The 26,043-nt window shown below is 60.7% G+C and carries 33 protein-coding genes; 21 read left to right on the forward strand and 12 right to left on the reverse strand.

Annotated features, from left to right (window positions below):
- Positions 1-45: 45 nt before the first annotated feature.
- Positions 46-234: a hypothetical protein gene (locus ASG47_RS10260; RefSeq protein ID WP_061908621.1), complete on the reverse strand. Its 189-nt coding sequence runs from the start codon at positions 232-234 to the stop codon at positions 46-48.
- 96 nt (positions 235-330) lie between these two features.
- Here ASG47_RS10260 and miaB point away from each other — a divergent pair, with 96 nt between their 5' ends.
- From miaB to ASG47_RS10275, 3 genes are all read left to right on the forward strand, one after another.
- Positions 331-1,722 (forward strand): tRNA (N6-isopentenyl adenosine(37)-C2)-methylthiotransferase MiaB, encoded by a 1,392-nt coding sequence (miaB, locus tag ASG47_RS10265; RefSeq protein ID WP_061908622.1) that lies wholly within the window; start codon positions 331-333, stop codon positions 1,720-1,722.
- Positions 1,723-1,858: 136 nt separating this feature from the next.
- The gene (locus ASG47_RS10270; protein WP_061908623.1) at positions 1,859-2,053 is read left to right on the forward strand and encodes a hypothetical protein; all 195 of its coding nucleotides are present in this window, start codon (positions 1,859-1,861) and stop codon (positions 2,051-2,053) included.
- 152 nt (positions 2,054-2,205) lie between these two features.
- On the forward strand, positions 2,206-3,105 hold the full coding sequence (locus ASG47_RS10275; RefSeq protein WP_061908624.1) for a hypothetical protein: 900 nt from the start codon (positions 2,206-2,208) through the stop codon (positions 3,103-3,105).
- 273 nt (positions 3,106-3,378) lie between these two features.
- Here the strand turns inward: ASG47_RS10275 and fabB are convergent, their stop codons facing one another.
- Positions 3,379-4,605 carry a beta-ketoacyl-ACP synthase I gene (gene fabB, locus ASG47_RS10280; RefSeq protein ID WP_061908625.1) on the reverse strand — a complete coding sequence of 409 codons (1,227 nt, stop codon included), beginning with the start codon at positions 4,603-4,605 and terminating at the stop codon, positions 3,379-3,381.
- Between the two features lie 86 nt (positions 4,606-4,691).
- Positions 4,692-5,222 (reverse strand): 3-hydroxyacyl-[acyl-carrier-protein] dehydratase FabA, encoded by a 531-nt coding sequence (gene fabA / locus ASG47_RS10285; RefSeq protein ID WP_061908626.1) that lies wholly within the window; start codon positions 5,220-5,222, stop codon positions 4,692-4,694.
- Positions 5,223-5,399: 177 nt separating this feature from the next.
- Here fabA and irrA point away from each other — a divergent pair, with 177 nt between their 5' ends.
- From irrA to ASG47_RS10310, 5 genes are all read left to right on the forward strand, one after another.
- The gene (irrA, locus tag ASG47_RS10290; protein WP_061908627.1) at positions 5,400-5,843 is read left to right on the forward strand and encodes an iron response transcriptional regulator IrrA; all 444 of its coding nucleotides are present in this window, start codon (positions 5,400-5,402) and stop codon (positions 5,841-5,843) included.
- A gap of 216 nt (positions 5,844-6,059) precedes the next feature.
- Positions 6,060-6,911, forward strand: a complete 852-nt coding sequence (locus ASG47_RS10295) for an arylamine N-acetyltransferase family protein (protein WP_061908628.1) — start codon at positions 6,060-6,062, stop codon at positions 6,909-6,911.
- Between the two features lie 3 nt (positions 6,912-6,914).
- Positions 6,915-7,502, forward strand: a complete 588-nt coding sequence (locus ASG47_RS10300; RefSeq protein ID WP_061908629.1) for a YdeI/OmpD-associated family protein — start codon at positions 6,915-6,917, stop codon at positions 7,500-7,502.
- Between the two features lie 33 nt (positions 7,503-7,535).
- A complete protein-coding gene (locus ASG47_RS10305; protein ID WP_061908630.1) occupies positions 7,536-8,075 on the forward strand; it encodes a DUF1697 domain-containing protein in 540 nt (179 codons plus the stop codon).
- The gene (locus ASG47_RS10310) at positions 8,072-8,962 is read left to right on the forward strand and encodes a ribokinase (RefSeq protein ID WP_061908631.1); all 891 of its coding nucleotides are present in this window, start codon (positions 8,072-8,074) and stop codon (positions 8,960-8,962) included. The genes ASG47_RS10305 and ASG47_RS10310 overlap by 4 nt, the downstream gene beginning before the upstream one ends.
- 146 nt (positions 8,963-9,108) lie before the next feature.
- On the opposite strand, the gene truB is transcribed toward ASG47_RS10310, so the two are convergent.
- The 4 genes from truB to ASG47_RS10330 form a co-directional block, all read right to left on the reverse strand.
- Entirely contained in the window at positions 9,109-10,017 is a 909-nt protein-coding gene (gene truB, locus ASG47_RS10315; protein WP_061908632.1) for a tRNA pseudouridine(55) synthase TruB, read from the reverse strand.
- A gap of 2 nt (positions 10,018-10,019) precedes the next feature.
- On the reverse strand, positions 10,020-10,427 hold the full coding sequence (rbfA, locus tag ASG47_RS10320; RefSeq protein WP_061908633.1) for a 30S ribosome-binding factor RbfA: 408 nt from the start codon (positions 10,425-10,427) through the stop codon (positions 10,020-10,022).
- A gap of 33 nt (positions 10,428-10,460) precedes the next feature.
- Entirely contained in the window at positions 10,461-11,123 is a 663-nt protein-coding gene (locus tag ASG47_RS10325) for a hypothetical protein (RefSeq protein ID WP_062628730.1), read from the reverse strand.
- 171 nt (positions 11,124-11,294) lie between these two features.
- Positions 11,295-12,311, reverse strand: coding sequence for a 2-hydroxyacid dehydrogenase (locus ASG47_RS10330; protein WP_061908635.1), 1,017 nt, complete (start codon positions 12,309-12,311; stop codon positions 11,295-11,297).
- A gap of 105 nt (positions 12,312-12,416) precedes the next feature.
- Between ASG47_RS10330 and ASG47_RS10335 the strand changes: the two genes are divergently transcribed.
- Complete coding sequence (locus tag ASG47_RS10335; RefSeq protein WP_061908636.1) at positions 12,417-12,989, forward strand: SH3 domain-containing protein; 573 nt, start codon at positions 12,417-12,419, stop codon at positions 12,987-12,989.
- Here ASG47_RS10335 and ASG47_RS10340 read toward each other — a convergent pair.
- Positions 12,986-13,777, reverse strand: a complete 792-nt coding sequence (locus ASG47_RS10340) for a siderophore ferric iron reductase (RefSeq protein ID WP_061908637.1) — start codon at positions 13,775-13,777, stop codon at positions 12,986-12,988. The genes ASG47_RS10335 and ASG47_RS10340 overlap by 4 nt on opposite strands.
- A 154-nt stretch (positions 13,778-13,931) precedes the next feature.
- On the opposite strand from ASG47_RS10340, the gene ASG47_RS10345 reads away from it, so the two are divergent.
- Both ASG47_RS10345 and ASG47_RS10350 read left to right on the forward strand, forming a co-directional pair.
- Positions 13,932-14,360 carry a TadE/TadG family type IV pilus assembly protein gene (locus ASG47_RS10345; RefSeq protein WP_244487073.1) on the forward strand — a complete coding sequence of 143 codons (429 nt, stop codon included), beginning with the start codon at positions 13,932-13,934 and terminating at the stop codon, positions 14,358-14,360.
- On the forward strand, positions 14,357-15,979 hold the full coding sequence (locus ASG47_RS10350) for a TadG family pilus assembly protein (RefSeq protein ID WP_061908638.1): 1,623 nt from the start codon (positions 14,357-14,359) through the stop codon (positions 15,977-15,979). Before ASG47_RS10345 ends, ASG47_RS10350 begins: the two co-directional genes overlap by 4 nt.
- On the opposite strand, the gene ASG47_RS10355 is transcribed toward ASG47_RS10350, so the two are convergent.
- The gene (locus tag ASG47_RS10355; protein ID WP_061908917.1) at positions 15,976-16,506 is read right to left on the reverse strand and encodes a dihydrofolate reductase family protein; all 531 of its coding nucleotides are present in this window, start codon (positions 16,504-16,506) and stop codon (positions 15,976-15,978) included. The genes ASG47_RS10350 and ASG47_RS10355 overlap by 4 nt on opposite strands.
- A 117-nt stretch (positions 16,507-16,623) precedes the next feature.
- Here ASG47_RS10355 and ASG47_RS10360 point away from each other — a divergent pair, with 117 nt between their 5' ends.
- The 4 genes from ASG47_RS10360 (at position 16,624) to ASG47_RS10375 (ending at position 19,673) form a co-directional block, all read left to right on the forward strand.
- Entirely contained in the window at positions 16,624-16,989 is a 366-nt protein-coding gene (locus tag ASG47_RS10360) for a GntR family transcriptional regulator (protein WP_061908639.1), read from the forward strand.
- The gene (locus tag ASG47_RS10365) at positions 16,986-17,885 is read left to right on the forward strand and encodes an ABC transporter ATP-binding protein (RefSeq protein WP_061908640.1); all 900 of its coding nucleotides are present in this window, start codon (positions 16,986-16,988) and stop codon (positions 17,883-17,885) included. Before ASG47_RS10360 ends, ASG47_RS10365 begins: the two co-directional genes overlap by 4 nt.
- Positions 17,882-18,775, forward strand: a complete 894-nt coding sequence (locus ASG47_RS10370) for a hypothetical protein (protein WP_061908641.1) — start codon at positions 17,882-17,884, stop codon at positions 18,773-18,775. Before ASG47_RS10365 ends, ASG47_RS10370 begins: the two co-directional genes overlap by 4 nt.
- Before the next feature lie 85 nt (positions 18,776-18,860).
- On the forward strand, positions 18,861-19,673 hold the full coding sequence (locus tag ASG47_RS10375; RefSeq protein ID WP_061908642.1) for a hypothetical protein: 813 nt from the start codon (positions 18,861-18,863) through the stop codon (positions 19,671-19,673).
- Here ASG47_RS10375 and ASG47_RS10380 read toward each other — a convergent pair.
- Complete coding sequence (locus ASG47_RS10380) at positions 19,663-20,541, reverse strand: glycosyltransferase family 8 protein (protein WP_061908643.1); 879 nt, start codon at positions 20,539-20,541, stop codon at positions 19,663-19,665. The genes ASG47_RS10375 and ASG47_RS10380 overlap by 11 nt on opposite strands.
- A 143-nt stretch (positions 20,542-20,684) precedes the next feature.
- On the opposite strand from ASG47_RS10380, the gene ASG47_RS10385 reads away from it, so the two are divergent.
- Positions 20,685-21,719, forward strand: a complete 1,035-nt coding sequence (locus tag ASG47_RS10385) for a DUF2793 domain-containing protein (RefSeq protein ID WP_156464053.1) — start codon at positions 20,685-20,687, stop codon at positions 21,717-21,719.
- On the opposite strand, the gene ASG47_RS10390 is transcribed toward ASG47_RS10385, so the two are convergent.
- Complete coding sequence (locus ASG47_RS10390; RefSeq protein WP_061908645.1) at positions 21,708-22,286, reverse strand: TetR/AcrR family transcriptional regulator; 579 nt, start codon at positions 22,284-22,286, stop codon at positions 21,708-21,710. The genes ASG47_RS10385 and ASG47_RS10390 overlap by 12 nt on opposite strands.
- 68 nt (positions 22,287-22,354) lie before the next feature.
- On the opposite strand from ASG47_RS10390, the gene ASG47_RS10395 reads away from it, so the two are divergent.
- Entirely contained in the window at positions 22,355-22,759 is a 405-nt protein-coding gene (locus ASG47_RS10395; protein WP_061908646.1) for a VOC family protein, read from the forward strand.
- On the opposite strand, the gene ASG47_RS10400 is transcribed toward ASG47_RS10395, so the two are convergent.
- A complete protein-coding gene (locus ASG47_RS10400) occupies positions 22,756-23,364 on the reverse strand; it encodes a hypothetical protein (RefSeq protein ID WP_061908647.1) in 609 nt (202 codons plus the stop codon). The two genes, ASG47_RS10395 and ASG47_RS10400, sit on opposite strands and share 4 nt — an antisense overlap.
- Before the next feature lie 111 nt (positions 23,365-23,475).
- Between ASG47_RS10400 and ASG47_RS10405 the strand changes: the two genes are divergently transcribed.
- Genes ASG47_RS10405 through ASG47_RS10420 form a run of 4 tightly spaced genes read left to right on the forward strand, consistent with a single transcriptional unit; the run spans position 23,476 to position 25,988 of the window.
- A complete protein-coding gene (locus tag ASG47_RS10405; RefSeq protein WP_061908648.1) occupies positions 23,476-24,366 on the forward strand; it encodes an NAD(P)/FAD-dependent oxidoreductase in 891 nt (296 codons plus the stop codon).
- Between the two features lie 60 nt (positions 24,367-24,426).
- On the forward strand, positions 24,427-25,437 hold the full coding sequence (locus ASG47_RS10410; RefSeq protein WP_082511687.1) for a rhodanese-related sulfurtransferase: 1,011 nt from the start codon (positions 24,427-24,429) through the stop codon (positions 25,435-25,437).
- A 31-nt stretch (positions 25,438-25,468) separates the two neighbouring features.
- Entirely contained in the window at positions 25,469-25,771 is a 303-nt protein-coding gene (locus ASG47_RS10415; RefSeq protein WP_061908649.1) for a BrnT family toxin, read from the forward strand.
- A complete protein-coding gene (locus ASG47_RS10420) occupies positions 25,755-25,988 on the forward strand; it encodes a BrnA antitoxin family protein (protein WP_244487074.1) in 234 nt (77 codons plus the stop codon). The genes ASG47_RS10415 and ASG47_RS10420 overlap by 17 nt, the downstream gene beginning before the upstream one ends.
- The last annotated feature ends 55 nt before the right edge of the window (positions 25,989-26,043 follow it).

Genomic DNA, 26,043 nt, shown 5'->3' on the forward strand with positions numbered 1-26,043 from the left:
CGGATTTTTCCTCGTCAAATGGCAGGTTAGGCCCACGCGGGCAGGTCAATACTTCGCGGTGGCGTCACTGGCAGGAAAGCTCTCGTCGACAGCTTCGTCCACCTTATCCCATTTCTTGGGTTTGTCAGCCTGCGCTTCTTCGCCTGCATTGCGCACTTGCACAGGTGATTCCTTGGGGCCAGGTTTCTTGCCGTCTTTCATGGCGGCTGCCTCGTCTTTTGGAGCGGTGGTCATGGCATTTTCCTTTGGCTGAGACCTGAACAACACATCCGCCCCCTCCTCAGTTGCAGCCGGTTCCAACAGAACCTGTCATCTGCTAAACAACCGCTCATGAACCAGATTGCGCCTAAGAAACTCTTCATAAAAACCTATGGCTGTCAGATGAATGTCTATGACAGCGACCGGATGGCCGATGCGCTTGCCCCGCACGGCTATATGCCGACGCAAGATATTGGCGATGCAGATCTGGTTTTGCTCAACACCTGCCATATTCGGGAAAAGGCCAGCGAGAAGGTCTTTTCCGAGCTTGGGCGCTTGCGCGAGCTACAGACCGAAAGGCGGGCCACCGGTGGCGATATGATGATCGGCGTGGCCGGTTGCGTCGCGCAGGCCGAAGGCGAAGAAATCGCGCGCCGCGCGCCCATGGTCGATATGGTTTTTGGGCCCCAGGCCTATCATCGCCTGCCGGATATGCTGGCCAAGGCCGAAGCCAACCGCCATCTGCATCCGGCGCTGCGCCGTTCCGTCGTGGACACAGACTTTCCCGAAGAGGATAAGTTTGCCCATCTCCCCGCGGCCAAGAAAGACGTCACTATCGGTCGCGGCTTGACCGCTTTCCTCACCGTTCAGGAAGGCTGCGACAAGTTCTGTTCGTTCTGCGTCGTGCCTTATACGCGTGGCGCTGAAGTCAGCCGCCCCGTCGCCCAGGTGCTCGAAGAAGCCCGCCGCCTCGCCGATGCCGGGGTCAAGGAAATCACGCTCCTCGGCCAGAACGTGAATGCCTATCATGGCGAGGACGGTTCGGGTCGCGCGGTGGGTCTCGGCGAACTTGCCTATCTCCTTGCCGAAATTCCGGGTCTGCAGCGCCTGCGCTACACCACCAGCCATCCGCGCGACATGGACGACGCGCTGATCGCGGCCCATCGCGATCTGCCCTTCCTCATGCCCTATCTTCACCTGCCAGTGCAGTCGGGATCGGACCGGATCCTCAAGGCCATGAACCGCAAGCACACATCGGCCGAATATCTGGCGCTGATCGACCGCATTAAGACGGCCCGTCCCGACATGGCCCTATCTGGCGATTTCATCGTCGGCTTCCCCGGCGAAACCGACGCCGACTTTGAAGACACGCTCAAAATCATCCGCGACACCGGCTATGCCTCGGCCTATTCCTTCAAATACTCCACCCGCCCAGGCACGCCTGGCGCGAACCTGACCGAACAGGTCGAAGAAGCGGTCAAGGTCGAACGGCTTGCGCGCCTGCAAGAGCTGGTCAATCAGCAGACCGCCGACTTCCACGCCTCCTGCGTCGGCAAAACTCTGCCCGTCCTGATTGAGCGCGTCGGCCGCCAGCCCGGCCAGATCGGCGGCCGCTCTCCTTATCTTCAGGCGGTTCACCTCGATGGCTCCACCGACCTCATCGGCGCCATCCACGACGTCGAAATCATCGGCACCAGCACCAATTCGCTCGTTGGCCGTTTGAAGCAGGCTGTTGCCGCCTGATCAGACGAGCAACCTGACGTCCCAGCCGTAAATCTGCCGTCAGAAGATCGGACGTACCGGTTCGACCGGTGCGCCTGCCATTCTTGAAATTGCCATCGATGACCGGCACAAGGCCCAAAAGCCAGAGGAGAGATGCATGCCCAATGATCCCATGACGCTGATGGGCTTCGGCATTGGCGCCATCGTCGTCATCTGGCTGGTCTTTTCGGTGGTCAAGAAAGTGGTTGGGATCGCTATCGTCCTGGCGCTCGCGGCGGGCGCTTGGTTCCTCTACACCAACCCACAGCAGCTCGCGCCGGTGATTGCCTATATCCGGCAATACACTGGCTAAATCCGCCCGGAACGATTCAGGCTGCTCTCTGTTGTGTGATCAGTAACACTATACGGAGGGCTCTCTCATGAATTCCATCATCTATCTCGTTGGCCTCGTGGTCATCGTTATGGCAATCCTGTCCTTCATCGGCCTCGCATAAGGGGGCCGGTATGAGCATGGTTGATCCGGCACCAGTTGCCGTTGTGGATACGTCATCGACGCGCGAAAGCGCGAGCTATGTGGACTGGTCGGCGATCATTGCCGGCATTGTGTTCGCATCTGCCATTTCCGTGGTGCTGATCAGCTTCGGCTCCGCCATTGGCCTCAATTTCCTCGATTTCAACTCGCGTGAAGGTGCCCCCGGCATCCTGATCGGCATCGCTGCGGCAAGCTGGTTCCTCTGGGTGCAGGTATCGAGCCTCATGGCTGGCGGTTATCTCGCCGGCCGTCTTCGCCGCCGTCATTTCGACGCGACCGAGGATGAAAGTGATGTGCGCGATGGTGCCCATGGCCTCATCGTTTGGGCTGGCGCAACGGTTCTCGGCGTGATGATCGCCATCGGTGGTATCGGCGCTGCGGCCTCGACTGCTGGTTCGGTGATTTCGACCGCAACCAATGCCGCATCGAACGTTGCTGAGGGCACGGCGGATGCACTCGATCCCAATGCCTACTTCACCGATATGCTGTTCCGCACCGAACAGCCGGCTGCCAATGGCAATACCGAGGCTAGCAGTGCTGAAGCAGGCCGTATCTTTGCCCAGGCTGCGCTTGGCGACGGTACCGTGCCTGAAGAGGATCTGACCTACCTGTCCAACGTCGTTGCGGCCAATACCGGTCTCACCGCCGAGGAAGCTCGGGCTCGGGTCGATCGCGTGATCGTCGAAATCGATGCTGCCAAGCAGCGTGCAGCGGAAGCGGCTCGTATTGCTCGCAACACCGCCATCATCGCTGCTTTCCTCCTCGCAGCCACCACCCTTGTCGCCGCCATCGGCGCCTATTGGGCGGCTCAGAAGGGCGGCAACCACCGCGACGAAAACACCGTTTTCACCGACATCTTCCGTCGCTTCTGATCAGACAAGAAAGGACAACACCATGTTCAAAGGTCTCGCACTTTGGCTTCTCGGCGTGCCGATCTGGCTGATCATCATCATCTTTATCGTGACGTAACGAAGCGGGGCCGGAAGGCCCCGTTTTTGTTTTTGGCCCGTGAAGGGTGGCGGCGATTATGTCCATCACTGCCTGCGCCGGGGTGACAGCCGGTGGGTGTGAGCACATAGCGAAGATCGCCAAACAAAAATCCCCGCTTTCGCGGGGATTTTTTCGTTTCGATATCGTCAAAAATATCAGGCGTCGGGATGCTTGAACACCAACGCAGCATTGGTGCCGCCGAAACCAAAGGAATTGGACAGCACATAGCCGAGGTCCACGTCGTCGCGGCGCTGGCGAAGGATGGGCATATCGGCAAAGGCCGGGTCCAGGACCTCGATATTCGCGCTCTCGGCGATGAAGCGGTTTTTCATCATCAGGATCGAATAGATCGATTCATGAACACCCGTGGCGCCCTGGCTGTGGCCAGTCAGCGACTTGGTGGCCGAGATCGGCGGGCACTTGTCCTCGTTGCCGAAGACGGCGCGGAGGGCTTCGATTTCCTTGAGATCGCCGACCGGGGTCGAGGTCGCGTGCGGATTGATATAGTCGATCCGCGCCTTGATGTTTTTCAGCGCCATGCGCATGCAGCGCTCCGCGCCTTCGCCCGAGGGGGCAACCATGTCGAGGCCATCGGACGTCGCGCCATAGCCAACCAATTCGGCCCAGATCTTTGCGCCGCGTGCCTTGGCATGTTCGAGCTCTTCGAGCACCAGCACGCCAGCGCCGCCCGAAATCACGAAACCATCGCGGTCCGCATCATAGCAGCGCGAGGCTTTTTCGGGCGTGTCGTTATAATTGGAACTCATCGCGCCCATGGCGTCGAAGAGATCGGACAAGGTCCAATCAAGATCTTCATGGCCGCCGGCAAAGACGATGTCCTGCTTGCCGAGCATGATCTGTTCCATGGCATTGCCGATGCAATGTTTGGACGTCGCGCAGGCCGCGGTGATCGTATAATTGACGCCCTTGATGGCAAAAGCAGTCGCAAGCGTTGCCGAGGCCGTCGAGCCCATGGCCTTGGGCACGGCAAGTGGCCCGATGCGTTTTGGGGATTTTTTCTCGCGCGTGACATCGGCCGCTTCGACGATGGTCCGCGTGGACGCGCCGCCCGAACCCATGACGATACCGGTCATCGGATTGGAAATGTCGGATGCCTCGAGCCCTGCATCGGCGATGGCCTGCTGCATGGCGAGGTAATTCCAGGCCGCGCCCTTGCCCATGAAGCGGGTGACGCGGCGATCGAGAATTTCAAAGGGATCAAGGCGCGGGTCGCCCTTAACCTGCGAGCGAAAGCCCAGCTCGGCATAGTCTTCGGCAAAGACAATGCCCGGCTTGGCTGTGCGCAGGCTGTGGGTCACTTCGTCGAGCGAGTTGCCGATCGAAGAGATGATACCCATGCCGGTTACCACTACTCGTCTCATCTCGTCCTCGTTTCAGTCTTCATGCGGGTCGCCGGGGCTGGCGCCTCGTATATATATAGGTCTGCTCGCGTCTGCATTAAGGCCGGTTACGCGGTCTTCTGCTCTTGGAGCTGGGTGTCGGTAAAGAGACCAACGCGCAAGTCCTTGGCTTCGTAGATCAATTTGCCGTCAGCTTTCACCCAGCCATCGGCAATGCCAAGGGTGAGACGCGAACGCATGACGCGCTTGATGTCTATGCCATATTCCACGAGCTTGACGTCGTTCGTCACCTGGCCGGTGAACTTGATTTCCCCGCCAAGGGCGCGGCCGCGGCCGGGCTGGCCGATCCAGCCAAGGAAAAAGCCAGTCATCTGCCAGACGGCATCAAGGCCTAGGCAGCCGGGCATGACGGGGTCACCGATGAAATGGCACTTGAAGAACCAGAGATCGGGATTGACGTCGAGCTCGGCGGTCACAGAACCCTTGTTAAAGGCACCGCCGGTCTCGTCGATATGGGTGATGCGGTTGAACATCAGCATCGGAGGCGCGGGCAGCCGGGCGTCCATTTGACCGGGCAATTCACCCCGGCCATGCGCCAGCAGCTCTTCATAACCAAATGCGTGTTGCCGGTCCGCCATATGCCCTTCCCCACAGAACTCAAGCCTTGTCTCGTATAGGGGCGCAGAGGGGGGGTCAAGACAGCCCAAGGAATGACCCCAAGTGTCTTATGGGCCAACGACTTGTTTCGGCCCCACCACGCCCCTATAAGAAGTCAAAGCTTTATGTCTCTACATAACGACGAGTAACACTGCCCAATGTCCGAGAGTGACCTTGCCGACCGGTCCCCGTCCCGCACGCCTTGCCTGACGGCGGTGTTGCGCATGGCCGGCCTCAGGCCCACCCGGCAGCGCGTTGCCCTGGCCGAACTCCTGTTCGGTGGCCCGCATCGCCATGTCAGCGCCGAGCAGCTCCATTCCGAAGCGAATATGTCCAATGTGAACGTATCGCTCGCGACCATCTACAATACGCTGCACCAGTTCCACGAAGCGGGCTTGCTGCGCGAAGTAGCGATCGATGCTGCGCGCTCCTATTTCGATACCGACACATCGGACCATCACCACTTTTTCGTCGAAGACGAGCAGCGGATGATCGATATTCCGGCCTCCTCCGTCGAGTTCAAGGCGCTACCCCAGCCGCCTAAGGGCATGGAAGTCTCCCATGTCGACGTAGTGATCCGCGTGCGCAAGGCGCCGAGCTGAGCGGTTTCGCCCGAGGGTTTGACTTTCATGGCGTCATCCCCGCGAAAGCGGGAATCCTCCTTTGGCGTCCGAGATTGGATTCCCGCTTTCGCGGGGATGACGCGGTAATGGGTAATGGCTTTTCATGGCCGATGCCGGCTGTACGCACCGCCCCCGTGACAAATCCACCCCCATTGCCCATATACTAGCCCCAGCCAATAGCGACGAAGGTAGTCGATGCCCGAAAAGGTCAATCTCAACGCCTATTTCGAGCGAATCGGTTTTGCCGGTTCTATCGCCCCGACCGTTCAGACCCTTGAACTGCTGCACGCCCTCCATCCGGCCGCCATTCCATTCGAAAACCTGAGCCCGCTGATGGGCGAGCAGGTTTTGCTCGATCAGCAGAGCCTAGAGCGGAAGATGCTGGGCGAAAAGCGGCGCGGTGGCTTCTGCTTCGAGCAAAATTTCCTCTTCATGCGCATGCTGGCCGATCTCGACTACGAGGTGCGACCGCTCTTGGCGCGGGTGATCTGGACCAATCCCGATGCCATCTCGGCGCCGCCAAGCCACATGGCGCTGCTGGTCGATATCAAGGGCCAAAACTATCTCGCCGATGTCGGCTTTGGTGGCCTGACGCTAACGACGCCACTGCGGCTGCGCGCCGATACCGAACAATCAAGTCCGCACGAAACGTTCAGGCTGACCGGCGGTGCGCCCGAATGGACGCTTGAGGTCAAGATTGGCGACGAGTGGCGCGGGGTCTATGTGTTCACGACCGAAAAGGTCGATGAGGTGGACCTCTGGGACCTCAATCGCGACCTCTCGAGCAATCCCAGTTCCCCGTTCACCCAGGAACTGCGCGTGGCGCTGGCGCCAAGCGGCCGAAGGCTCAAACTGCATAACGAGCGCCTGACCATCCAGCCCAGCGAAGGCGAGGCGGAAAAGCGCGCCCTGACGACGCTTGCAGAAATTCGGGCAGCCTTGGCCGAGGATTTCGGGATCACTGTACCCGAAAGCGAAAAGCTCGATGCCAAGCTTCTGGCTTTCCTGCCGGCAGAGCCCGCACAAACGCCCGAGACCGAGGGCTGAGCCATGGCGCCGGTCGTGGTTCGCGAAGAGGCCGTGCACGAATTCGCCGATTTCCAGTCGTTTTATGATTGGCTCGCCGCCAATCACGACACCGCCGACGAAGCCTGGATCCGGATTTTCAAAAAGAGCAGCGGCCGCCAGACCATTACGCCGGTCGAGGCCATCGATGCCGTGCTCTGCTGGGGCTGGATCGATGCGATCAAGAAAAGCTGGGACGAGATCAGCTTCGTGCAGCGCTATTGTCCGCGCCGCCCGAAATCGGTCTGGAGCCAGATCAATCGCGATAATGTCGCGCGGTTGAGTGAAAATGGCCTGATGACAGACCATGGTCTTCGCCATGTCGAGGCGGCCAAAGCCGATGGCCGTTGGGAGGCCGCCTACAAAACTACGATGGATGCGCCGGCTGATCTCCTGGCTGCCATCGCGGCGGAGCCTGCGGCGCAGGCGCTCTATGAAAAACTCTCGGCGCAGAACCGCTTTGCCCTGATCTTTCGGGTCAACAGCCTCAAAACCGAGGCGGGGCGGAAAAAGAAAATCGCCGCATTCGTAGAGATGCTGGCCAAGGGCGAAACCATCTATCCGCAGGGCTGAGCCGGAGCTAAGTTCGCGCCCGGAGGATACCCAATGCCAAACGATATCGCTTTTCTGCGCGGCATCAATGTCGGCAAACGGCAGATGAAGATGGCCGATCTCAAGACCTGCATGGAAGCGGCGGGTTTTGAGGCGGTGAAAACCATCCTCGCAAGCGGCAATGTACGCTTTGCGCGCCGCGATACGCCGGAAAAGACCAAGGTCCTCCTCGAATCGGTGATCGAGAAACAGTTTGGCTTTCCCGTGGGCGTCGTCTTGCGGAGCGAAGAAAAGATCGCCGCGATGCTGGAGCAGCATCCCTTTAAAACCCTCGACCCCGAGGCCGATGTGGCGCGGCATGTGCTGCTGTTCGATCGTCCCTTGCCCGATGGGTTGGAGCTTGAGGGCCGGCCGGGGGAAGTCGACGTCATGCGCATCGATCCCACGGAAATTTACATAGCCGCCTATCGCCAGCCCAATGGCCGTTATACGGAAAGCATGGATGAGGTGTTGAAGCCGCTCCGGGCCAAGCTCGGCAAGACGGTGCTCGACACCGCGCGCAATTGGAACACTATGGAAAAGGTCCTCAAGTGATCGTCGTTTTCGGCTCAACCAATCTCGATCAGGTCGGCACCGTCTCGCGGCTTCCAAAGCCGGGCGAAACCGTTGCCGGCGGCACCTTTTCCATGGCTCCAGGCGGAAAGGGCGCCAACCAGGCGCTGGCGGCGCGCCGGGCAGGCGCCGAAGTGCGGCACGTGTCGGCGGTCGGCAATGATGCCTTTGCCGATCTCGCGCTCGATCTGCTCGACAAGGGCGGCGTCGATCTCGGCCAAGTCCAGAAGGCGGAAGCCGTGACCGGGATCGCCATGATCTTTGTCGATGCCCAAGGCGAAAATGTCATCGCCGTCCTGCCCGGCGCCAATGCGACCGTGAGCGCGACCCAGGCGGAGGCGACACTCGCCGGTTTGACGGCGAAGGACACACTCCTCGTGCAGCAGGAGATCCCGCAAGACGGCACACGCAAGGCGCTCGAAATCGCGCGAGAAAAGGGCGCGCGGTCTGTGATCAACACCGCCCCTTTCCTCAGCGATACGCCTGACCTCGCAGCTTTAGCCGATATCGTCGTCGCCAACGAAACCGAGTTTGCGCTGCTCTCGGGCCGGCCGATCGAAGAGCTTGAGGCGGCGATGGACGATTGGGTGAAAAAGACCGGTCGCACCGTCGTCGTCACGCTCGGCCCGGATGGCGCGCGGGCGGCCTCGCCAGAGGGCAAATTTGCCGTGCCAGCCCATAAGGTGACCCCAGTCGACACAGTTGGGGCCGGCGACACGTTCTGCGGCTATCTCGCCGCAAGCCTCGATGCCGGGTTGGGTCTTGAACAGGCGATGCGGCGGGCTGCGGTGGCGGGCAGCCTCGCGTGCCTCAATCCGGGCGCGCAGCCAGCAATCCCACTGGCGAAAGAAGTCGACGCGCTGGTTTGAGGCGAGACGGGGTCACCCCCTCCCTGCCTCCCCCAAGGGGGAGGTGAAGGGACGGTAGCCAAGAACTGATCGTGCCCCCAACTCGATGCGACACCTCCCCCTTGATGGGGGAGGCTGGGAGGGGGTGAAGCCCCACGCACCAATCCCTAATTAAAAACCCGCCGCGGCTTGAACTGGCCGAATTCAACCGACCCCGTGGCCAAAACCTTGCCCTTGAAACTAACCCAGCATTCGTCGAGCTGAGCCGGCGCCGCGGCACCGGTGAGCAAAATGGCATTGCCATTGCCGACGGCACCGGCTTGGCCGGCATCGAGCCGGATTTCAGGCAGGTCGGCCAGCCCGGCAGAAACGGGCGCAAGCAGAGCATCTCGGGCGTCGCCAGCTTCAAGGGCCTCTAACTCTTCGATAGTGACTGCGTCTTCGTCGGAAAAAGGGCCAACGGCGGCGCGGTGGAGGCTGCCGACATGGCCACGCGTGCCGAGCGCTTCGGCGAGATCGCGGGCAATGGCGCGGACATAGGTGCCCTTGCCGCAGGTGACTTCGAGCAGGGATTCTTCCGGGCCATGCGAAATCAGTTCGAGCGCATCGATCTCGATGGGGCGCGGCGCTAGTTCGACGGTTTCGCCAGCGCGGGCGAGGTCATAGGCGCGCTCGCCATCGATCTTGAGCGCCGAATAGATCGGGGGGCGCTGCATGATCGTGCCGATAAAATTGGGCAGCAGCGCTTCGAGCGCGGCGCGTTCTGGGCGGACATCCGATGTCGCGACCACCTCTCCTTCGCGGTCGTCGGTCGTGGTGGCGCTGCCCCAGAGGATCGAAAACCGATACACTTTTGTGCCGTCCTGCACCTGCGGCACGGCCTTGGTCGCCTCGCCGAGCGCGATCGGCAGGATGCCGGTCGCGAGCGGATCGAGCGTGCCGGCATGGCCCGCCTTCATCGCCGAAAACAGCCAGCGCACCTTGCCCACGGCCTGCGTGGAGGTAAAATCATATGGCTTGTTGAGCACCACCCAGCCGGAGATGGGGCGCTTTTTCGATTTCTTCTGTTCGGTCACGGTCAGTCTTGCCCGTCTTCTTCATCATCGAGATCGCGGCGGACGCGATCGGAGCGGAGAAGTGCATCGATGCGGCCGGCTTCTTCGAATGTCTCGTCGACATAGAAGCGAACATCGGGGGCATATTTCATATTGATGCGCGGCGCGATGCGGCCACGGATGAATTTCTGGTGCCGATTGAGCGCCGCGACGATCTCTTCGGCGTGGACGCCGCCGAGTGGCATGACATAGGCATTGGCGATCTTGAGATCGGGCGTCATGCGCACTTCGGGCACGGTCACGACCGAGCCGACCAGCGCCTCGTCCTCGATTTCACCGCGCGCAAAAATATCCGCCAGCGCATGACGGACCAGTTCGCCCACACGCAGCATGCGCTGGCTCGGGCCGAGGGGCTTACTATCTTTTTTCATGGGCAAGCGGCTTAGGCCCTTGAGCGCTTTCCGTCAATCCGCCTTGCTGAGCGCCACCTGCGCCTTGAGCTCATTGGCGCGGGATTGAACGACATCGGTTGCCACAGGCCAGGTCTTGGGATCGCCCGGGTTGAACGCCTTGCCGCGCCATTCCTGATAGATGATGGCAACGCCCGTTTCGGTGCGATTGAAGCTCGCGACCATCACCTCGCCAAGGCCGGCAAAGGTGCGATAGCGATCGAGATAACCGCCGCAGACGAAGCCAAGCGGAGCGAGATCATTGTCGTCCTTGTCCGGCCCGAGCTGGAAGAAGCCCGTCAGTTCCGGCTTGCAGCTATTGGCGTGCAGCACCATCAGCGCTGCGCGATAATCGGCGAGGGTGCGTTCGTTTTCGTCGCGGCTGAGGCGCGCGCCGTAAAGCGTCGTCCAGAGCGCTTCGCTTTCGCCCTTGGGATAGATTTCAAGCAGCGCCTGTCCATCGTCAGCAACGAAAGTTGTTTCCACTCGGCCAATGGCATTGTCGGGCGTTTCGAGCCAATCGGGCAGGGGCAGATCGAGTTTGTGTCCCATGGCGTCCAGCACGAGCCTGCCGCCATCCTCGACCAGAGGCGCCGGCGTCCGCACTTGGGCGATGGCGGGCGTCATCGCTCCAGCGAGCGCAAAAAGGGCAAGGCTCAAAATTCTGATCTGCGTCACGGGGCACTCCTTCGCCCAAAGACAGGGAGCCATGGCGGCCAAGCCCCCAAGGCCGTCAGGTGCAGTGACGATTAGAAAGGTTGTTTTCGCGACGCAAGTTGAACGAGGGGTGGTGTTGCGGATGGTGCTGTCGCTGGGGCGAAGCTGCAACACTTAAGTCGACCGGAGCGGTCAGCCTCTTGCCCTCGCCACTGGCCGATCCGGCAAAAGGCGATGCGGCGGCTGGTGGCCGTCCATAAAAGTGCGAATATTGACGATGACGGTTTCGCCCATTTCGACCCGCGCTTCGAGCGTGGCGGAAGCCATATGGCCAGTCAGCACGACGCGATTGGCTTCGGCAAGCGCAAGAAGGCGCGGATTGATGCCATTGCGATTGTCAAAAACGTCGAGCGCTGCGCCAGCCAGGTGCCCCGCTTCGATACCGGCGACGAGTGCCGTTTCATCGACAAGTTCGGGGCGGCTGACATTGAGCAGATAAGCGCCCGGCTTGAGCCGCCGCAGGCGTTCAGCCGACATGATATTGGCCGTATCGCGCGTCAGCGGCGTATGGAGCGAGACGATATCGACGGCCTCGAGCATGGCGTCGAGTTCGGGCCAATAGGTCGCGCCCAACGGCTCCTCGACGCCGGACGGTCGCCGATTGCGCGAGAAATAGTGGATACTGAGCCCAAAAGCGCGGGCGCGTTGTGCGACAGCGGTGCCGATGCGGCCCATGCCGACGATCCCGAGCGATTTGCCGCGGAGCCGATTACCCAACATCGAGGTGGGCGACCAGCCGGCCCAGCGGCGATCATGAAGGAGGAGATTGGCGCCTTCGACGAGGCGCCGCGGCAAAGCCAGCATCAGCGCCATGGCCATATCGGCCGTGTCTTCAGTCAGAACGCTCGGCGTATTGGTAACGGTCAGCCCGGAAGCCCAGGCCGCTTCAAGGTCGATATTGTCGACCCCATTGCCGAACTGGGCAATCAGCCGCACGCTTTGGGGCAGGCGAGAAATCAGATCAGCATCGACACGATCGGTGATGGTGGACACGAGGACATCCTTGCCCTCGAGCCCGATCAAGATATCGTCAGAAGTCAGGGTCTGATCGGTCTCGTTCACATCGGTTTCGAAGAGCGTTGCCATGCGCGCTTCGATAACCTGCGGCAGGCGACGCGTGAGGAGGATCTTCGGTTTGCTCGATGTCATGCGCACCCTTGCGAGCCGGTCCCCATCAAGGCCGTAGCCTATCCTTTATGGACCATTAAGGATCATGGCGTACTGATAGGGCAATTCCAATCCGTCTGCAAAGTCATGTTCATTTCGCACGCCAGATCGGGCCGTGCCCGTACCCATTTTCTTCGCTTTTTCGCCGTTTTGCCGCTGATCCTGGCGAGCGTTTTCGTCCACGCGCCTGTGGCCTATGGCCAGGCCGAATCGGTTTCGGGGCTCAAACTCCCGCGCTTCGTCACGACACGATCCAACCCCATCAATGTGCGCGTCGGCCCCGGCACCAAATACGACATCGCCTGGAATTATACCGTTTCCGGCGTGCCCGTCGAAATCATCCAGGAATTCGATACCTGGCGTAAAATCCGTGACATGGACGGCACCGAAGGCTGGGTGCACCAGAGCCTGCTCGTCGGTTCGCGCGCCGGTTACGCGACCCCGCTCGTCGCCAATGGCGAAGTGGACATGTATGCGTCGCGCTCGACCGATGCGGGCCTCCGCGCCCGGCTTTCACCAGGCGTGCGCGTCAATATTTCCGAATGCGATGGCGAGTGGTGCACCGTGACTGCCGGCCAGCCGGGCGAGCGCGCCAATTTCTCAGGCTATGTGCGCCAAGAAGAAATCTGGGGCGTCTATCCCGACGAGGTCTTTGATTAGGCTCCCAATTCCGCCAGCGCGTCGCTGCGCTGGCGGGCGAGGCGCACGTCATCGTCCTGCTTCGGGCAGGTGGCACAATAGGTGCCGGGCATCGCGAGATAATCGAGGCAACAGCCTTTTCGCGCGATGATCAGCGCCTGGCGGCCATCGGCGAGATCAAGCGTTTCGAGATCGCCCTGGCCCGTAATGCCAAGGGCGGCTAGCCAGAGATCGCAAAGCCGGCGCTGCTCGGAAATCGAAATTCCGGGCACATAGTCCCGCAGCCGCACCATCAATCCGAGCATACGATCGGCGAGCAGCCGCAGAGCCGGCACGCGCTTGAGCTTGGTCACTTGGTTGATTTCGGCCAGGATCCCATCGGCCATGGCGCGCAGATCCTTGCCCGCCGCGTCGATCATGGCGTTCGTCGTGTCCTTGCACTGCGGCCCGGGCAGGAGGCGAAATCCGTTGATGTCGATACCCCGGCGCTCCTGGCTCATGGCCGCAAGCCGGGGCAGGGCGCCGTGGACATGAACGGCGATGACGGCGAGGAAAGCCGGTTGCCAGATCAAGTTCGTCCAGAGGCGCACGGCATAAAAGGGCTGGCCGGCCTTTGGGTAGGTCGCTTCCAACTCCGCATAAAGCGCGCGCAGCAGGTTTTCGTTGTCGCCGCCCGGCACATGCCAACCCGGCAGCGGGCCGCCGGGCGTACCCTTCATGAAGCCGGTGACGCGCGCCGCCGTTTCGAGAAGGCGCGTCAGCGCGACATCGTCGCTATCGAGGGCAAAGAGAAAATTGCGCGCGGCCAAAAGCTGCTCCTGACTATCAGCTTTTCTATAGTCCACCCACGCCACGGCACGCAATTGCCCTATCAGGATCAGGGCGAGACCTGAGCCTGACCTTTACTGTGCGAACAGGTGCACGGCGCAGCATGGACCGACCATGGACAGCATGGAGAGGATCATGGCGCGCCTCGCCCAAAACCTGCGGCGCGATACAAGCGGCGGCGCCGCGGTCGAATTCGCACTTCTGGCGCCGCTCTATCTGCTGATGCTCGCCGGCATGCTGGCCTATGGGCTCTATTTCGGCGCCTCCCATTCCCTGCAGCAATTGGCGGCCGATGCCGCCCGCATCTCGATTGCCGGCCTCGATACCGCCGAGCGCGACAAACTCGTGCGCGATTATCTCGAGAAAAATGGCGGCGCCTATATGCTGATCGACGCTGCGCACCTCTCCTATGCCATCGGCACCGACCCGCGCGACGGGACCCAATATCGCGTCACCATCAGCTACGACGCCGTCGAACTCCCGATCTGGAACCTCTATCCGCCCCTCCCGCTCCCCAGCCGGTTTCTGGTTCAGGGCGCAACGATCCGGCAGGGCGGGCTGTGACTTTCTGGCGCGATCAGCGCGGCAATATGAGCATTCTCTTTGCCGCCGCCCTGTCGCTGGCCGGGGTTGTGGGCGCGATCTCCGTTGATTCCGCCGCGCTTTTTCGCGAAAGCCGCATGGTGCAGGCCGCGGTTGATCTGGCGGCAATTACCGCAACTGCTGATCCCGACAATGCGGAAAGTCTCGCGCGGACCGTCCTCCGCGATGCGGGCTTTGTAGCCGATCCCGTGGTGGAAGTCGGGCACTATGGCGCCGACCCAACTAAATCTCCTGAAATGCGGTTCGTCCGGGGCAGGGGGCCGGTGAATGCCGTGCGGGTGTCGTATCGACAGACAGGGACGCTTTATTTCGGCGCCAACCTGATGAACCCACCCGAAATCGCGGCGACCGGCACGGCGATGGTGGTGCCAGAAGTCTCCTTTTCCATCGGCTCGCGACTGGCAAGCTTCAATGGTGGCTTGGCCAATGCGGTGCTGGGCACGCTGCTCGGCACGACGGTCAATTTCAGCCTTGCCGATTACACTGCGCTCGCCGATGCGCGGGTCGAAACCATCGGTTTTTTGGATGGGTTGGCTGGATCGCTCGGGATAACCGCGGGAACCTATGATGCGCTGCTCACGCATGAGGTCCGCGCGGGAACGCTGGTCGGCACATTGGCCAAAGGTGTTTCCGGACCGGCGCGGCTTGCGCTCGAAACCCTCTCGCGCGCCAGCGCTGGCAGTCCTGTGCCGCTCAAAAAACTGCTTACTCTCGGGCGCTATGGACGGATGAGCGTCAATGGCGGCGGCAAGGGCTTGGGGGCGCAGATCTCCGCGCTCGAGATCCTGTCGGCTGCGGCGGCTCTCGCCGATGGGCAAAGGCAGGTCTGGCTGGGCCTCGGGGGCAGCATTCCGGGCGTCGCGGCGCTCTCGCTCGATCTTGCCGTGGGCGAACCGGCAGGGGGAGGCGGCTGGTTCGGCATTGGTCCGGCAGGCACTGTGGTGCGCACGGCGCAAGTCCGGCTGCGCATCGACGCACAAATCGCAGGCAATCTGACCCTCCAGAACGCGCTGATCCGCCTGCCTCTCTGGCTCGATCTCGCCTCGTCCGAGGCCAGGGTAGTCAGCGCTACCTGCCCCAATCGCGCCGAACCCCATGGCACGGCCGAGATCGCGGTCTTGCCTGGTGTCGCGACCTTGGCGGTGGGCAAGCCGAGCAATGCCGAGATGCGCGATTTCGGCACGCCGCTGCCGCTGGCGACGGTCCGGATTCTCGATGCAACGCTGTTGCAGGTCTCGGCCTCTGGCCATCTCAGCATCGCGCAGACTTTGCCAGTGCTGCTAGCCTTCAGTTCCGCCGATATCGGCGTGGCGCGGCTCAAGATGGCCAAGGTGACGACCCCTGTGACGTCCCTCGCACAAAGCCTCGTCTCCGGCCTCAACTTCGATATTTCGATCTTGGGACTGGGCCTGAGCTTGCCCAGCGTTATCAACACGGCGCTCAAAACCGTCGTCGCTCCGCTTGGGCCGCCGCTCGATGCGATCCTCAACAGCGTGCTGACGACGCTCGGCCTTGGGATCGGCGAAGCGGATGTGCGGGTCTATGGCGTCCGCTGCGCGACACCAGTCCTCGTCGGTTAGGCCGGCACGTAGGTCAGACGAATGGCAATATCGCCGATACGCTCATGCGCCACGAGTTTGAGAGAAGGCCGGACACCCGCAAAGTATGGCGCGCCTTCGCCCAGAACCACCGGATGCACATAAAGCCGATACTCGTCGATCAGCCCCCACGCGCTCAACGAGGCCGCAAGTTTTGGCCCCGAGACCTCGACATCACCGGACAGCTCTTCCTTCAGCGCCCGGATCCTCAACTCAAAATCGGAACGGATCAGCGTTGCATTGGGTCCAATTGCGTCGAGCGTGGTCGAAACCACATATTTGGCCCCACGCCGCCACACCGCGGCATAGTTGCGCTCGGCTTGCTCCCAGTCCGGCTGTTCATCGTCCCAATAGCGCATGATCTCATACATACGGCGGCCATAAATGGTGGCCGTCATTTGCGAGACATCCTTGATGAAGTGCTGGAAAAGCTTGGGGTCGGGCATGAACTTGTCATGGTCGACATAGCCATCGAGCGACACATTCAGCGCATAAATGAACTTGGCCACAATCGCCTCCCCGCGGTTTGCCATGCCGACTATGGAGCGTTTTCCAGCGTGCAGCAATCAGGGTTGACGTAGTGAATTAGTGTGCTACAAATATAGCACACTACATAGGCACGACACATGGATGATTTTCACACAAGCCAGCCGATCTTCGTGCAGATCCGGCAGCGGCTGATCGAGATGATCCTGCGCGGCGCCGTGAAGGCGGGCGATCCCCTGCCTTCGGTGCGCCAGATTTCCGCAGAGCTTTCGGTCAATCCGCTGACGGTCACCAAGGCCTTCGAAGCTTTGGTCGATATCGGCGTGGTCGAGAAAAGAAGGGGTCTTGGAATGTTTGCGACGCAAGGCGCACGCGAAACGCTGCTCGCTCATGAACGCCAGAAATTCCTGGCCGAGGATTGGCCACGCATCGTTGCCCAGATCAAGGCGCTCGATCTCGATCCCAAGACGCTTTTTGCCGATACCGCCAAGGAGTCCCAGCCATGACCGACACACCAGTTCTCGCCGAGCCGGTCGTTTCCGCTCGCGGCCTCAAGAAGAAATTCGGCGGCAAGGAAATCCTGCACGGGCTCGATTTCGACATTCCCGCCGGCCGCATCTATGGCCTTGTGGGCCACAATGGCGCGGGCAAGACGACGACGCTCAACGCCATGCTGGGCCTGACGAGCTATGAAGGCACCATTCGCGTGCTCGGCGAAGACCCCTTCGCCCGCCGCGCCAAATTGATGGAAAACGTCGCTTTCATTTCCGACGTCGCGAGCCTGCCGCGTTTTCTCCGGGTGCGCGAGCTGTTCGCACTGCTCTCTAACATCCACCCCAATTTTTCGACCGACAAGGCGCGCGATTTTCTGATCGGCACCGATATCAAGCCGGAAATGAAGATCAAGACGCTCTCCAAGGGCATGATGGCGCAGCTCCATCTCGCCGTCGTCATGGCGATCGATGCCAAGCTGCTCGTTCTCGACGAGCCGACGCTCGGGCTCGACATCACCTATCGCAAGCGCTTCTACCGGCGCCTTCTCGAAGACTACATGACTGAGGAGCGGACCCTGATCATAACCACCCATCAGGTGGACGAGATCGAGTTCATGCTCTCCGACATCATGTTCATCCGCGATGGCGACCTGATCCTGCATATGCAGATGGAAACGGTGAACGAGAAATTTGCCCAACTCGTCGCCAATGAGCCGGAAACGCAGGCCGCTGCGCGGGCCCTTGCCCCGGTCTATGAGGAAACCCGCTTCGGCCAGACCGTCTTTATTTTCGATGGGGTCGCGCGCGAGCAACTGGAGCCGCTCGGCAAAGTGTCGACGCCCACATTGTCCGATCTCTTCGTCGCGCTCATGCAGCGCCCGACCGCCAATCCGGAGACTGCGCGATGATGGCTTTTGCTGCGCTCATCCGTCGCGAGTTCATCGAACATCGCGGCGCCTTCCTCATTGGCCCGCTGATCCTCGTTGCCGTCCTCTTTGGCGCGACTATTCTGGCCTTCACAGTCGGGCGGATCGATGTCCGTTTTTCGGGCGCCATCTTCACCGTCGCGCCGCTGCGCTTTTATGAATTCGGCTTCCTCGCCTTTGGCGTCGCCTGGATGCTCTATCTTCTGGCGGTGCTATTCTTTTATTGCGCCGATGGTTTTGCCGCCGACAAGCGCAACAATTCCATGCTGTTCTGGAAGTCCATGCCGGTCAGCGATTTCCGCATGCTGCTTTCAAAGCTTGCCGCGGCGCTGACCATCCTGCCGGGCACGGTTTATGCCATCGCGCTCCTGAGCGGGCTTCTGTTTTTCGCCGTGGCCTTTACCACCATGTCGATCAACGGCACGGCAAGCTTTGCCATGCTCGGCAGCGTCGCCTCGATCTATCTGCAGGTGGCCGGCGCAATTCTCCTCGCGCTCATCGTCGGGCTTCTTTGGTATCTGCCCTATATCGGGCTGGTCGGCGCGCTGGCGACGGCTTTGGGGCGCTGGGCCATCCCGGTCTCGCTCCTCCTTCCAAGCCTTGTCGCAACGCTCGAATGGGTGACACTTGGTGGCCTCCACCCTTTCACTACGCGGACTTGGAACTACCTCAACTATCGCTCAACCTTCCCCCTGAGTGAAAACGGCTATCCAGACGTCTGGTTGGCAACCGGCGAGCGTTTCGATCTCAACGCCTTCGCTGTCGACCTTTTGGGCAAGACAGATTGGCTGCAGGTTCTGATCGGAGCAGTTTTCGCGCTCGTCGCACTCTATATCGCCAGCGAGTACCGCCGCCGCGCCTCGGCCAATTGAGGCCTGCCGCCGCAAATGCTAGGGAGCGAGACCTGAAGCGCACTGCGCCTCAGGTCTTTCTTTTTGTCCATTTAGGACCGCTTCCATGACCCTGCCCACCATTGTCAGTTTCTGGCACGGCCCGATGAGCTGGCTCGAAGCGCTTTCTATCGCCTCCTTTGCCCGCAACGGCCATCGCGTTCTCGTCTATTCCTACGCGCCTATCCCCGGCCTGCCGGCCGCCGCTGAATGGCGCGACGCGTGCGACGTGCTGCCCGAGGAAAAGCTGGTCTTCTACAAGGGCCGCGGCACGCCAGGCGTTTTCTCCGACCATTTTCGCTATGCCGCGCTGCGTGCGGGTCTTGGCGTCTATGCCGATCTCGATATCTATTGCGTCAAGCCGATCGAGGGGCCGCCGGATTATCTAATGGCCTGGGAACGGCCCGGCTCGGTCAATGGCGCGGTGCTCTACATGGCCCCCGACGCGCCGCTTTTGGCCGATCTGCTTACTGTCTTCGAAACCGAAAAGCGCCCACTTTTCGAGCCGCATCTACCCCCCCTGCGACGCGTCGAAGTCGCTCTGCGCCGACTGGTTGGCGACCGGGTAACACCCGAACATATGCAATATGGCGCGACCGGCCCGATGGCCCTCACCCACTTCGTCGCCAAAAACGGTCTGACCGCCCGCGTCCTGCCCTCGTCGAACTTTTATCCCGTGCCATATGAAGGCATACCCGCCCTGATGCAGACCGGCTCTTCAGTCGAAACGGCCATCAAGCCTGACACGCTCGCCATCCACCTCTGGCGCAGCCAACTCACCGCCCGTGGCCGCGCTGACCTGCCCTTGCCCGAAGCAGGCAGCGCGCTCGCTGCCCTCTGCGCCGCCGAGGGGATTGACCCGGCAAAGCCTATTTCCTGAGCCCCAGTTTCTTGAGCCACCAGCGTTTCCATCGGTGGCGCAGAAAACTGTAAAACAGCGCGTTAGTCATGACGTGACGATACCAGCGCGCATAGGCCGAGCTATGGAGAATGCCCGAGAGCAGCCCCCAGGGCTTTGCGGTGCGCGTGTAATGGAGGATCGCCGGATCGAGCCCCTCATGGGCCATGTGGGCGTCGATGGTGTTCCAGCGCCAGGGCAGCTTCTGCCAGCGATTGCGAAAGACCAGATTGAGCACGTCCTGGTCGTAATAAAGGCGGCTCATCCAGCCCTTGGCAGCGAGCACGGCAACTTCGGCCTTGAGATTGATTTCACGCCATTGCGCTAGGTCGATCAGCAGCATGCCGGAATTGAAGTAGGGATCGGCGGTATCGAAAATGCCGGCGTTCTGGCGCATATCGCGCCGCCTCGCGATGAAGGGGTGCAGCGAATCCTGCACTGCGCCGAGCGGCTGGCCACCTAGGCCCATCTCGTAAAGCTGCTCGATCGGCGCGCGGACCATCATATCGCAGTCGAGATAAATGACGCGATCAAGGTCCGCAGGCAGCAAGTCCGCAAGCAATAGCCGTGCATAGACGACCTTTGGCCAGCGCTTGCTGGCCGGTAGCTCGGCGACGAAGAAATCGAACAGCTCGGATTTGTCGAGCGGATGCCAGCTGAGCGTCGCGCCATACTCGCGGGTAATGCCTTCGAGATCGTGCCGGTGCTCGTCGCTGAGCGGCAGATGAAGCAGGTGAAAGACCAGATCCTTCCGCCGATGCGTCGAAATGCAGATCGAGCGCATGACCGTATAGGCCGGGGCCCAAAAATTGTCGTCAAAGGCAAGGACGATATGGATGGGTGCGCTCATGCGGGCTCAGGCTCTCGTATTTTCCCTTTCTCATAAAGCCTCGGCGGGCAAAGGGAAGAGTGTTTGGTGCCCTGATCTATGCCGCTTATCCCCGCGCTCTGCGTCCGCTCCATGATGGCTCCAGCCAATTTCGGAGCACCATCATGGACGACACCCCGCGCCTCGGCCTGCCACAAATCATCGGCGGCCAAGCCATGAAACACATCACCCACAACGAAGCGCTGCTGCGGCTCGACCTGCTCGTGCAGGCAAGCGTCGAGTCAGCGACGATCGCCAGCCCGCCCGCGACCCCAATGGAAGGCGAAGCCTTTATCGTGCCGACCGGCGCGACAGGCGCTTGGGCTGGTCACACGAGCGAGATCGCAGCCTTCCAGGCCGGTGCCTGGACCTTTTATGATCCGTCGACCGGCTGGCAGGTCTTCGACAAGGCCAGCAACAGCCTCCTCGTGTTTTCGGGCACGGCCTGGATTGCTCTGGCCTCGACAGGTTCCGGCCTTCTGCAGCTCGGCATCAATAGCAGCGCCGATCCCACCAATCGCTTGAGCGTTGCCGCCCCGGCCAGTCTTTTCACCCATGAAGGCGCCGGGCATCAGCTCAAGATCAACAAAGCCTCGACAGGCCAGACCGCGAGCGTGCTTTTCCAAAGCAACTGGTCGGGCCGCGCCGAAATGGGCCTTATGGGCGACAATGCCTGGCGCATCAAGGTCAGCGCCGATGGCAGCAGTTGGACCAACGCGCTGACCCTGGCCACCGATGGCAGCACGACATTTGCGGGTGCGGTAAAACCGGCCACCGACAATGCACAGACCCTTGGCGTCAGCGGCGCACGCTGGAGCGCCATCTGGTCGGCAACCGGCACGATCCAGACTTCTGACGCCCGGCTCAAGACCGATATTTTGCCCAGCGATCTCGGGCTTGATTTCATCCTTGCCCTGGAACCGGTGCGCTATCGCTGGCGCGACGGAAAGGACGAGGTGATCCACTACGGGTTGCTCGCGCAGCAGGTGCTGGCGACGGCGCAAGCGCTTGGGGTTCAGCATTTTGGTGGTCATGTCCTTGTCGATCCCGAAGACGCAGACAGCCAACAGGCCCTCCGCTATTCGAGCTTCATCTCCCCGCTCATCGCAGCCATGCAGGCAGTGGAGGCACGCGTCAGAAAACTGGAATCAGGTCTTTAGCCCCCTAATCATCGCTTTGATGGCCTTGCGATAGTTTGGAAGTTGCTCGGGCGGCGCCAAGGCTGCCCGATCAAACAGCGCATCGAGGAGTTGCGCCAGAGGCTCGGCCGGCAAATCGCGAATAGCGCCAGCTTTGATAGCGGCGTCGACGCCATCAACCAAAGTCTTGAGGCCATAGCGCGCATTGATGGCCTCAAGCACATCTCGCTCCAGAACGGCCGGAGCATCGATGAGCAGAATGCGGCGACGTCCCTCATCTTCCATCGCCTTGAGATAGGCGTCGCCCCCTTCGATCAGGGCTTTGACCGGACCCGGCTCATCGCCATCGGCGGCCGCATTTATCGCTTCCGCGAGGCTTGCATGTTCCGCTTCGACCACTGCGACAAACAGTGTCTTCTTATCGGCGAAGTGATGATAAAGCGCGCCTCGCGTCACCCCGGCCTCGGCAACCACGTCGGGCGTATTGGTTCCGGCATAACCACGCTCAGCGAAATGACGTCGCGCGGCGTCCAAAAGCGCCTTCCGCGTTGCCTGCCGCCGCGCCTCCTGCGTTCTTCGCTCTTGCATACATACTTCATGTTTGTTAGTTACATACTCAGTGTATGAAAATATGTCATCAATGCAAGGCGAAACCGATGTTCTCAGCGCTTTATCCGCTGCTTCAGGTCAGCGACGTCAGCAGCACCGCCAATTTTTACCGCGACACGTTTGGGTTCACGATGGTTTTCGAAAGCGACTGGTATGTCCAGTTGCGCGCGCCAAATTCGGCGCACGAACTGGCGATCATCGACTACCATCATGACAGCATCCCAGAAGCGGGCCGTAGGCCGACTTCGGGACTAATCCTCAGCTTCGAGGTGGATGACGCCGCCAAACTTGCGGCACAGTTTGAAACCGCCAGCGTGCCAATCGTGCAGCCATTGCGCGACGAAGTATTCGGTCAGCGCCACTTCATAGCCGCTGACCCCAATGGCATCCTGCTCGACGTGATTACCCCGATCACGCCCGATTCAGAATGGCTCGCCGCGCAGGGCGCTTAAAAATACCAGGTCAGTGCAGCAGCACTGGCCGGATCGAAATGAATGGTGACAGTGGCGTCCTGAGCTTCATCGGTGGCGCCATCCGTCCACTTGCGCTGCAAGAGCGTGATGGTTTCGGCCGCCTCGTCCGAGCTTTTCAGGACATAGTCGAAACAATCCGTCGGCCCGGTATTGCCGCTCATCTGGCTGCGAATGGCCCAAAGCTCGCGGCCGCCGATCGGCATCCCATCATCGCGACGCGCAGCGCGTAGGGTCGGCAGCCAATCGATGGTGGATTCGCAGATAAAGCGATTGTCCTCAAATGTGCCTTGATCGGTGAAATACACATTGACCTCATCGTCCCAGGCATTGCCGATTTCGAAGGTCGCGCCGGTATCGGTCACATCGAGATAAATATCGGACCAGGCGCAGCCCTCACCCTCCTGATTATAGCACCACCGCTCCGACTCCTTCATGAGCGTCGCCACTTCTCCGATCGGCAGAGCCTTGCCAATCTTCATGCGTTGGAGAACGTCACTGACGCTCTTATCAAAAGCCAAAGCAGGGGTGAGGCCGGCCAGTGCGGTGACGAAACAGGTCAGGGCGAAGCGCATCTTGTCCTCCATGGCAGGGTTGTCCGCAGTCTAGGGAAAAGACGCCCCGAGGCAACCCACGCTTGACAAACGTAATGGTATAACATTTATCTGGCCTCCCTAATTGGACGGAAAGGCAGTGTCATGCAAGACGTAGTCATCATCGGCGGCAGCTTTGCCGGGCTCTCGGCAGCCCTGCAACTCGGGAGAGCGCGTCGGAAGGTCACCGTCCTCGACACCGCCACGCCCCGCAACCGCTTTGCCGACCACGCCCATGGGATCCTGGGCCATGATGGCAAGGCGCCACAGGATATTCTTGCCGCGGCCCGCGCCCAGTTTCTCCCCTATCGCAGCGTCACATTCCGGAACGACGGCGCAAGCCTGATCGAAGGCGAAAAAGACCGGTTTGTCGTCACGCTAAACAGTGGTGACCGTATTGAAACGCGCCGCATCATCCTGAGCCACGGCATTACCGATATCATGCCCGATATTCCCGGCTTTGCTCGCGCCTGGGGCAAGACGGTGCTCCATTGCCCCTATTGCCATGGCTTCGAAGTGGCGGATCGACGCTTGGGCGTGCTCTATTTCAGCCCGCTCTCGGCCCATGTCACCGCCATGCTGCAAGATTGGACCGCAGACCTGACGGTCTTCGCCGATGGCCACGAAATCGATCCGGAATTTCGAGCCAAGCTCGCGCATAAAAATATCAAACTGGTCGAACCCAAGGTAACCGGCCTCATCGAAACCGGTGGCGTCCTGTCGGCCGTGCAAGTCGCAAGCGGCGCGAAGGTCGGTCTCGACGCTTTGTTCGCCGGCCCGCGTCAGAAACCGTCGACTGACCTTCATGCCCAGCTTGGGCTCATCTTGGACGAGATGCCGCTTGGTCAGGTCATTCATGTCGATGAGATGTATCAAACGAGTGTGCCGGGCATTTACGCCGCAGGCGACGTGGCGAGCCCCCGCCAATCAGTGCCCCTCGCCATGGCCGCGGGCAATCTCGCCGGCGTCAACTGCCACCATTCGCTGCTCGATTAGCAGCCTTGCCAGATGCTGCCGGGCCGTGACGATTGCGCCCGGCAGTGCTATGAGGCCGGCATGACCGCGCCTCACGCTCATCCCTTCAAAGTCATGGCGATCTATAAGTTCGCCTCCCTTCCCGATGCCGAAGCCCTCAAGGCGCCGCTCGCCGCCTTCTGTTGCGGCCGAGATATCAAGGGTACGCTAATTCTGGCGCCCGAGGGCATCAACGGCACAGTCGCCGGCACGCCGGCCGCCATCGATGCTCTGGCCGATTTCTTGTTTGTCTCCGGTCCGTTCGACACGAGGCTCCAGGGCGCAGAAGTAAAGTATTCTTTCGCCGACGAAGCGCCATTTCTGCGCATGAAGGTGCGCCTCAAGCCCGAGATCGTCACCCTCCGCGCGCCCGAGGCCGATCCGTCCAAACAGGTCGGCACTTATGTCGAGCCGGAAGATTGGAACGACCTCATCGATCGCAACGATGTCGTGCTGGTCGATACCCGCAACGACTACGAAGTCGGCCTTGGCACCTTTCAGCGCGCGCTCGATCCCAAGACGGCGAGCTTTGTCGAGTTCAAGGATTATGTCGCCAAGAACCTCGACCCCGCGCGCGACAAGAAAGTCGCCATGTTCTGCACCGGCGGCATCCGCTGCGAAAAGGCTTCTTCGTACCTTTTGAGCCAAGGCTTTGAGGAAGTGTTTCACCTCAAGGGTGGAATCCTCAAATATCTCGAAGTGACGCCCAAGGAAGAAAGCCGCTTTGCCGGCGAGTGCTTCGTGTTCGACGATCGCGTCTCAGTCGGCCACGGCCTCGAACTCGGCGACGCCACCTTATGCCGCGCCTGCCGCCATCCGCTGACGGCGGCCGACCGCGCCGACAAGGATTTCGCCGAAGGCCTCTCCTGCCCCTATTGCGCCGGCGACACCGCCAAGCACCAATCCGCCGCGGAACGGCAGCACCAGATGGACCTCGCCAAACAACGCGGCACAGCCCACCTTGGCGACGCCGTAAAGGAAATCGCGGCACGGGCGAAAGCGGAGAAAATCGCGCGCGCCGAGGAGTCGCGGGCGCGAAATAGCCAAGATTGAATTGTACATACAAATGTACTAACATACGGTCATGGACTTCGAGTGGGACGAGGCGAAGTATCGGACCAACCTGATCAAGCACGGCATCGATTTTGCCGATGCCGTCACCATCTTTTCCGGATGGACTTTTACCGTCATCGATACCCGTTTCGATTACGGCGAAGAGCGCAAGATCAGCACGGGTAAGATGCATGATGTCCTGATCGTTGTCGTCATCCATACGCACCGCGGTGGCACGACGCGCTTGATTTCCGCGCGGCCCGCATCCGCCAAGGAAAGAATGACATATGAAACCGCCTTACTCTCGGCCCTTGACGATGGAAGAGCTGGCTAACATTGCCGACGAGGATATTGACTTCAGCGACATCCCGGAACTCGACGATGAATTCTGGAAGAATGCCAAACTGGTTGAACCATCCGGGACGACACCCGTCACTCTGCGCGTCAAAACCTCGGTCCTCGAAGCATTCAAGGCCGACGGCAAGGGCTACCAGACGCGTATGAACGCGGTTCTGGAAGCCTATGTGCGGGCAATGAAGAAAGCGGGCTGAAACACCTGCGCCATTCAACGCATAGACTCTTTCAATGCGACGGCGGATATTCCGG

This window comes from Devosia sp. Leaf420, assembly GCF_001425445.1.
Taxonomy (GTDB): Bacteria; Pseudomonadota; Alphaproteobacteria; order Rhizobiales; family Devosiaceae; genus Devosia.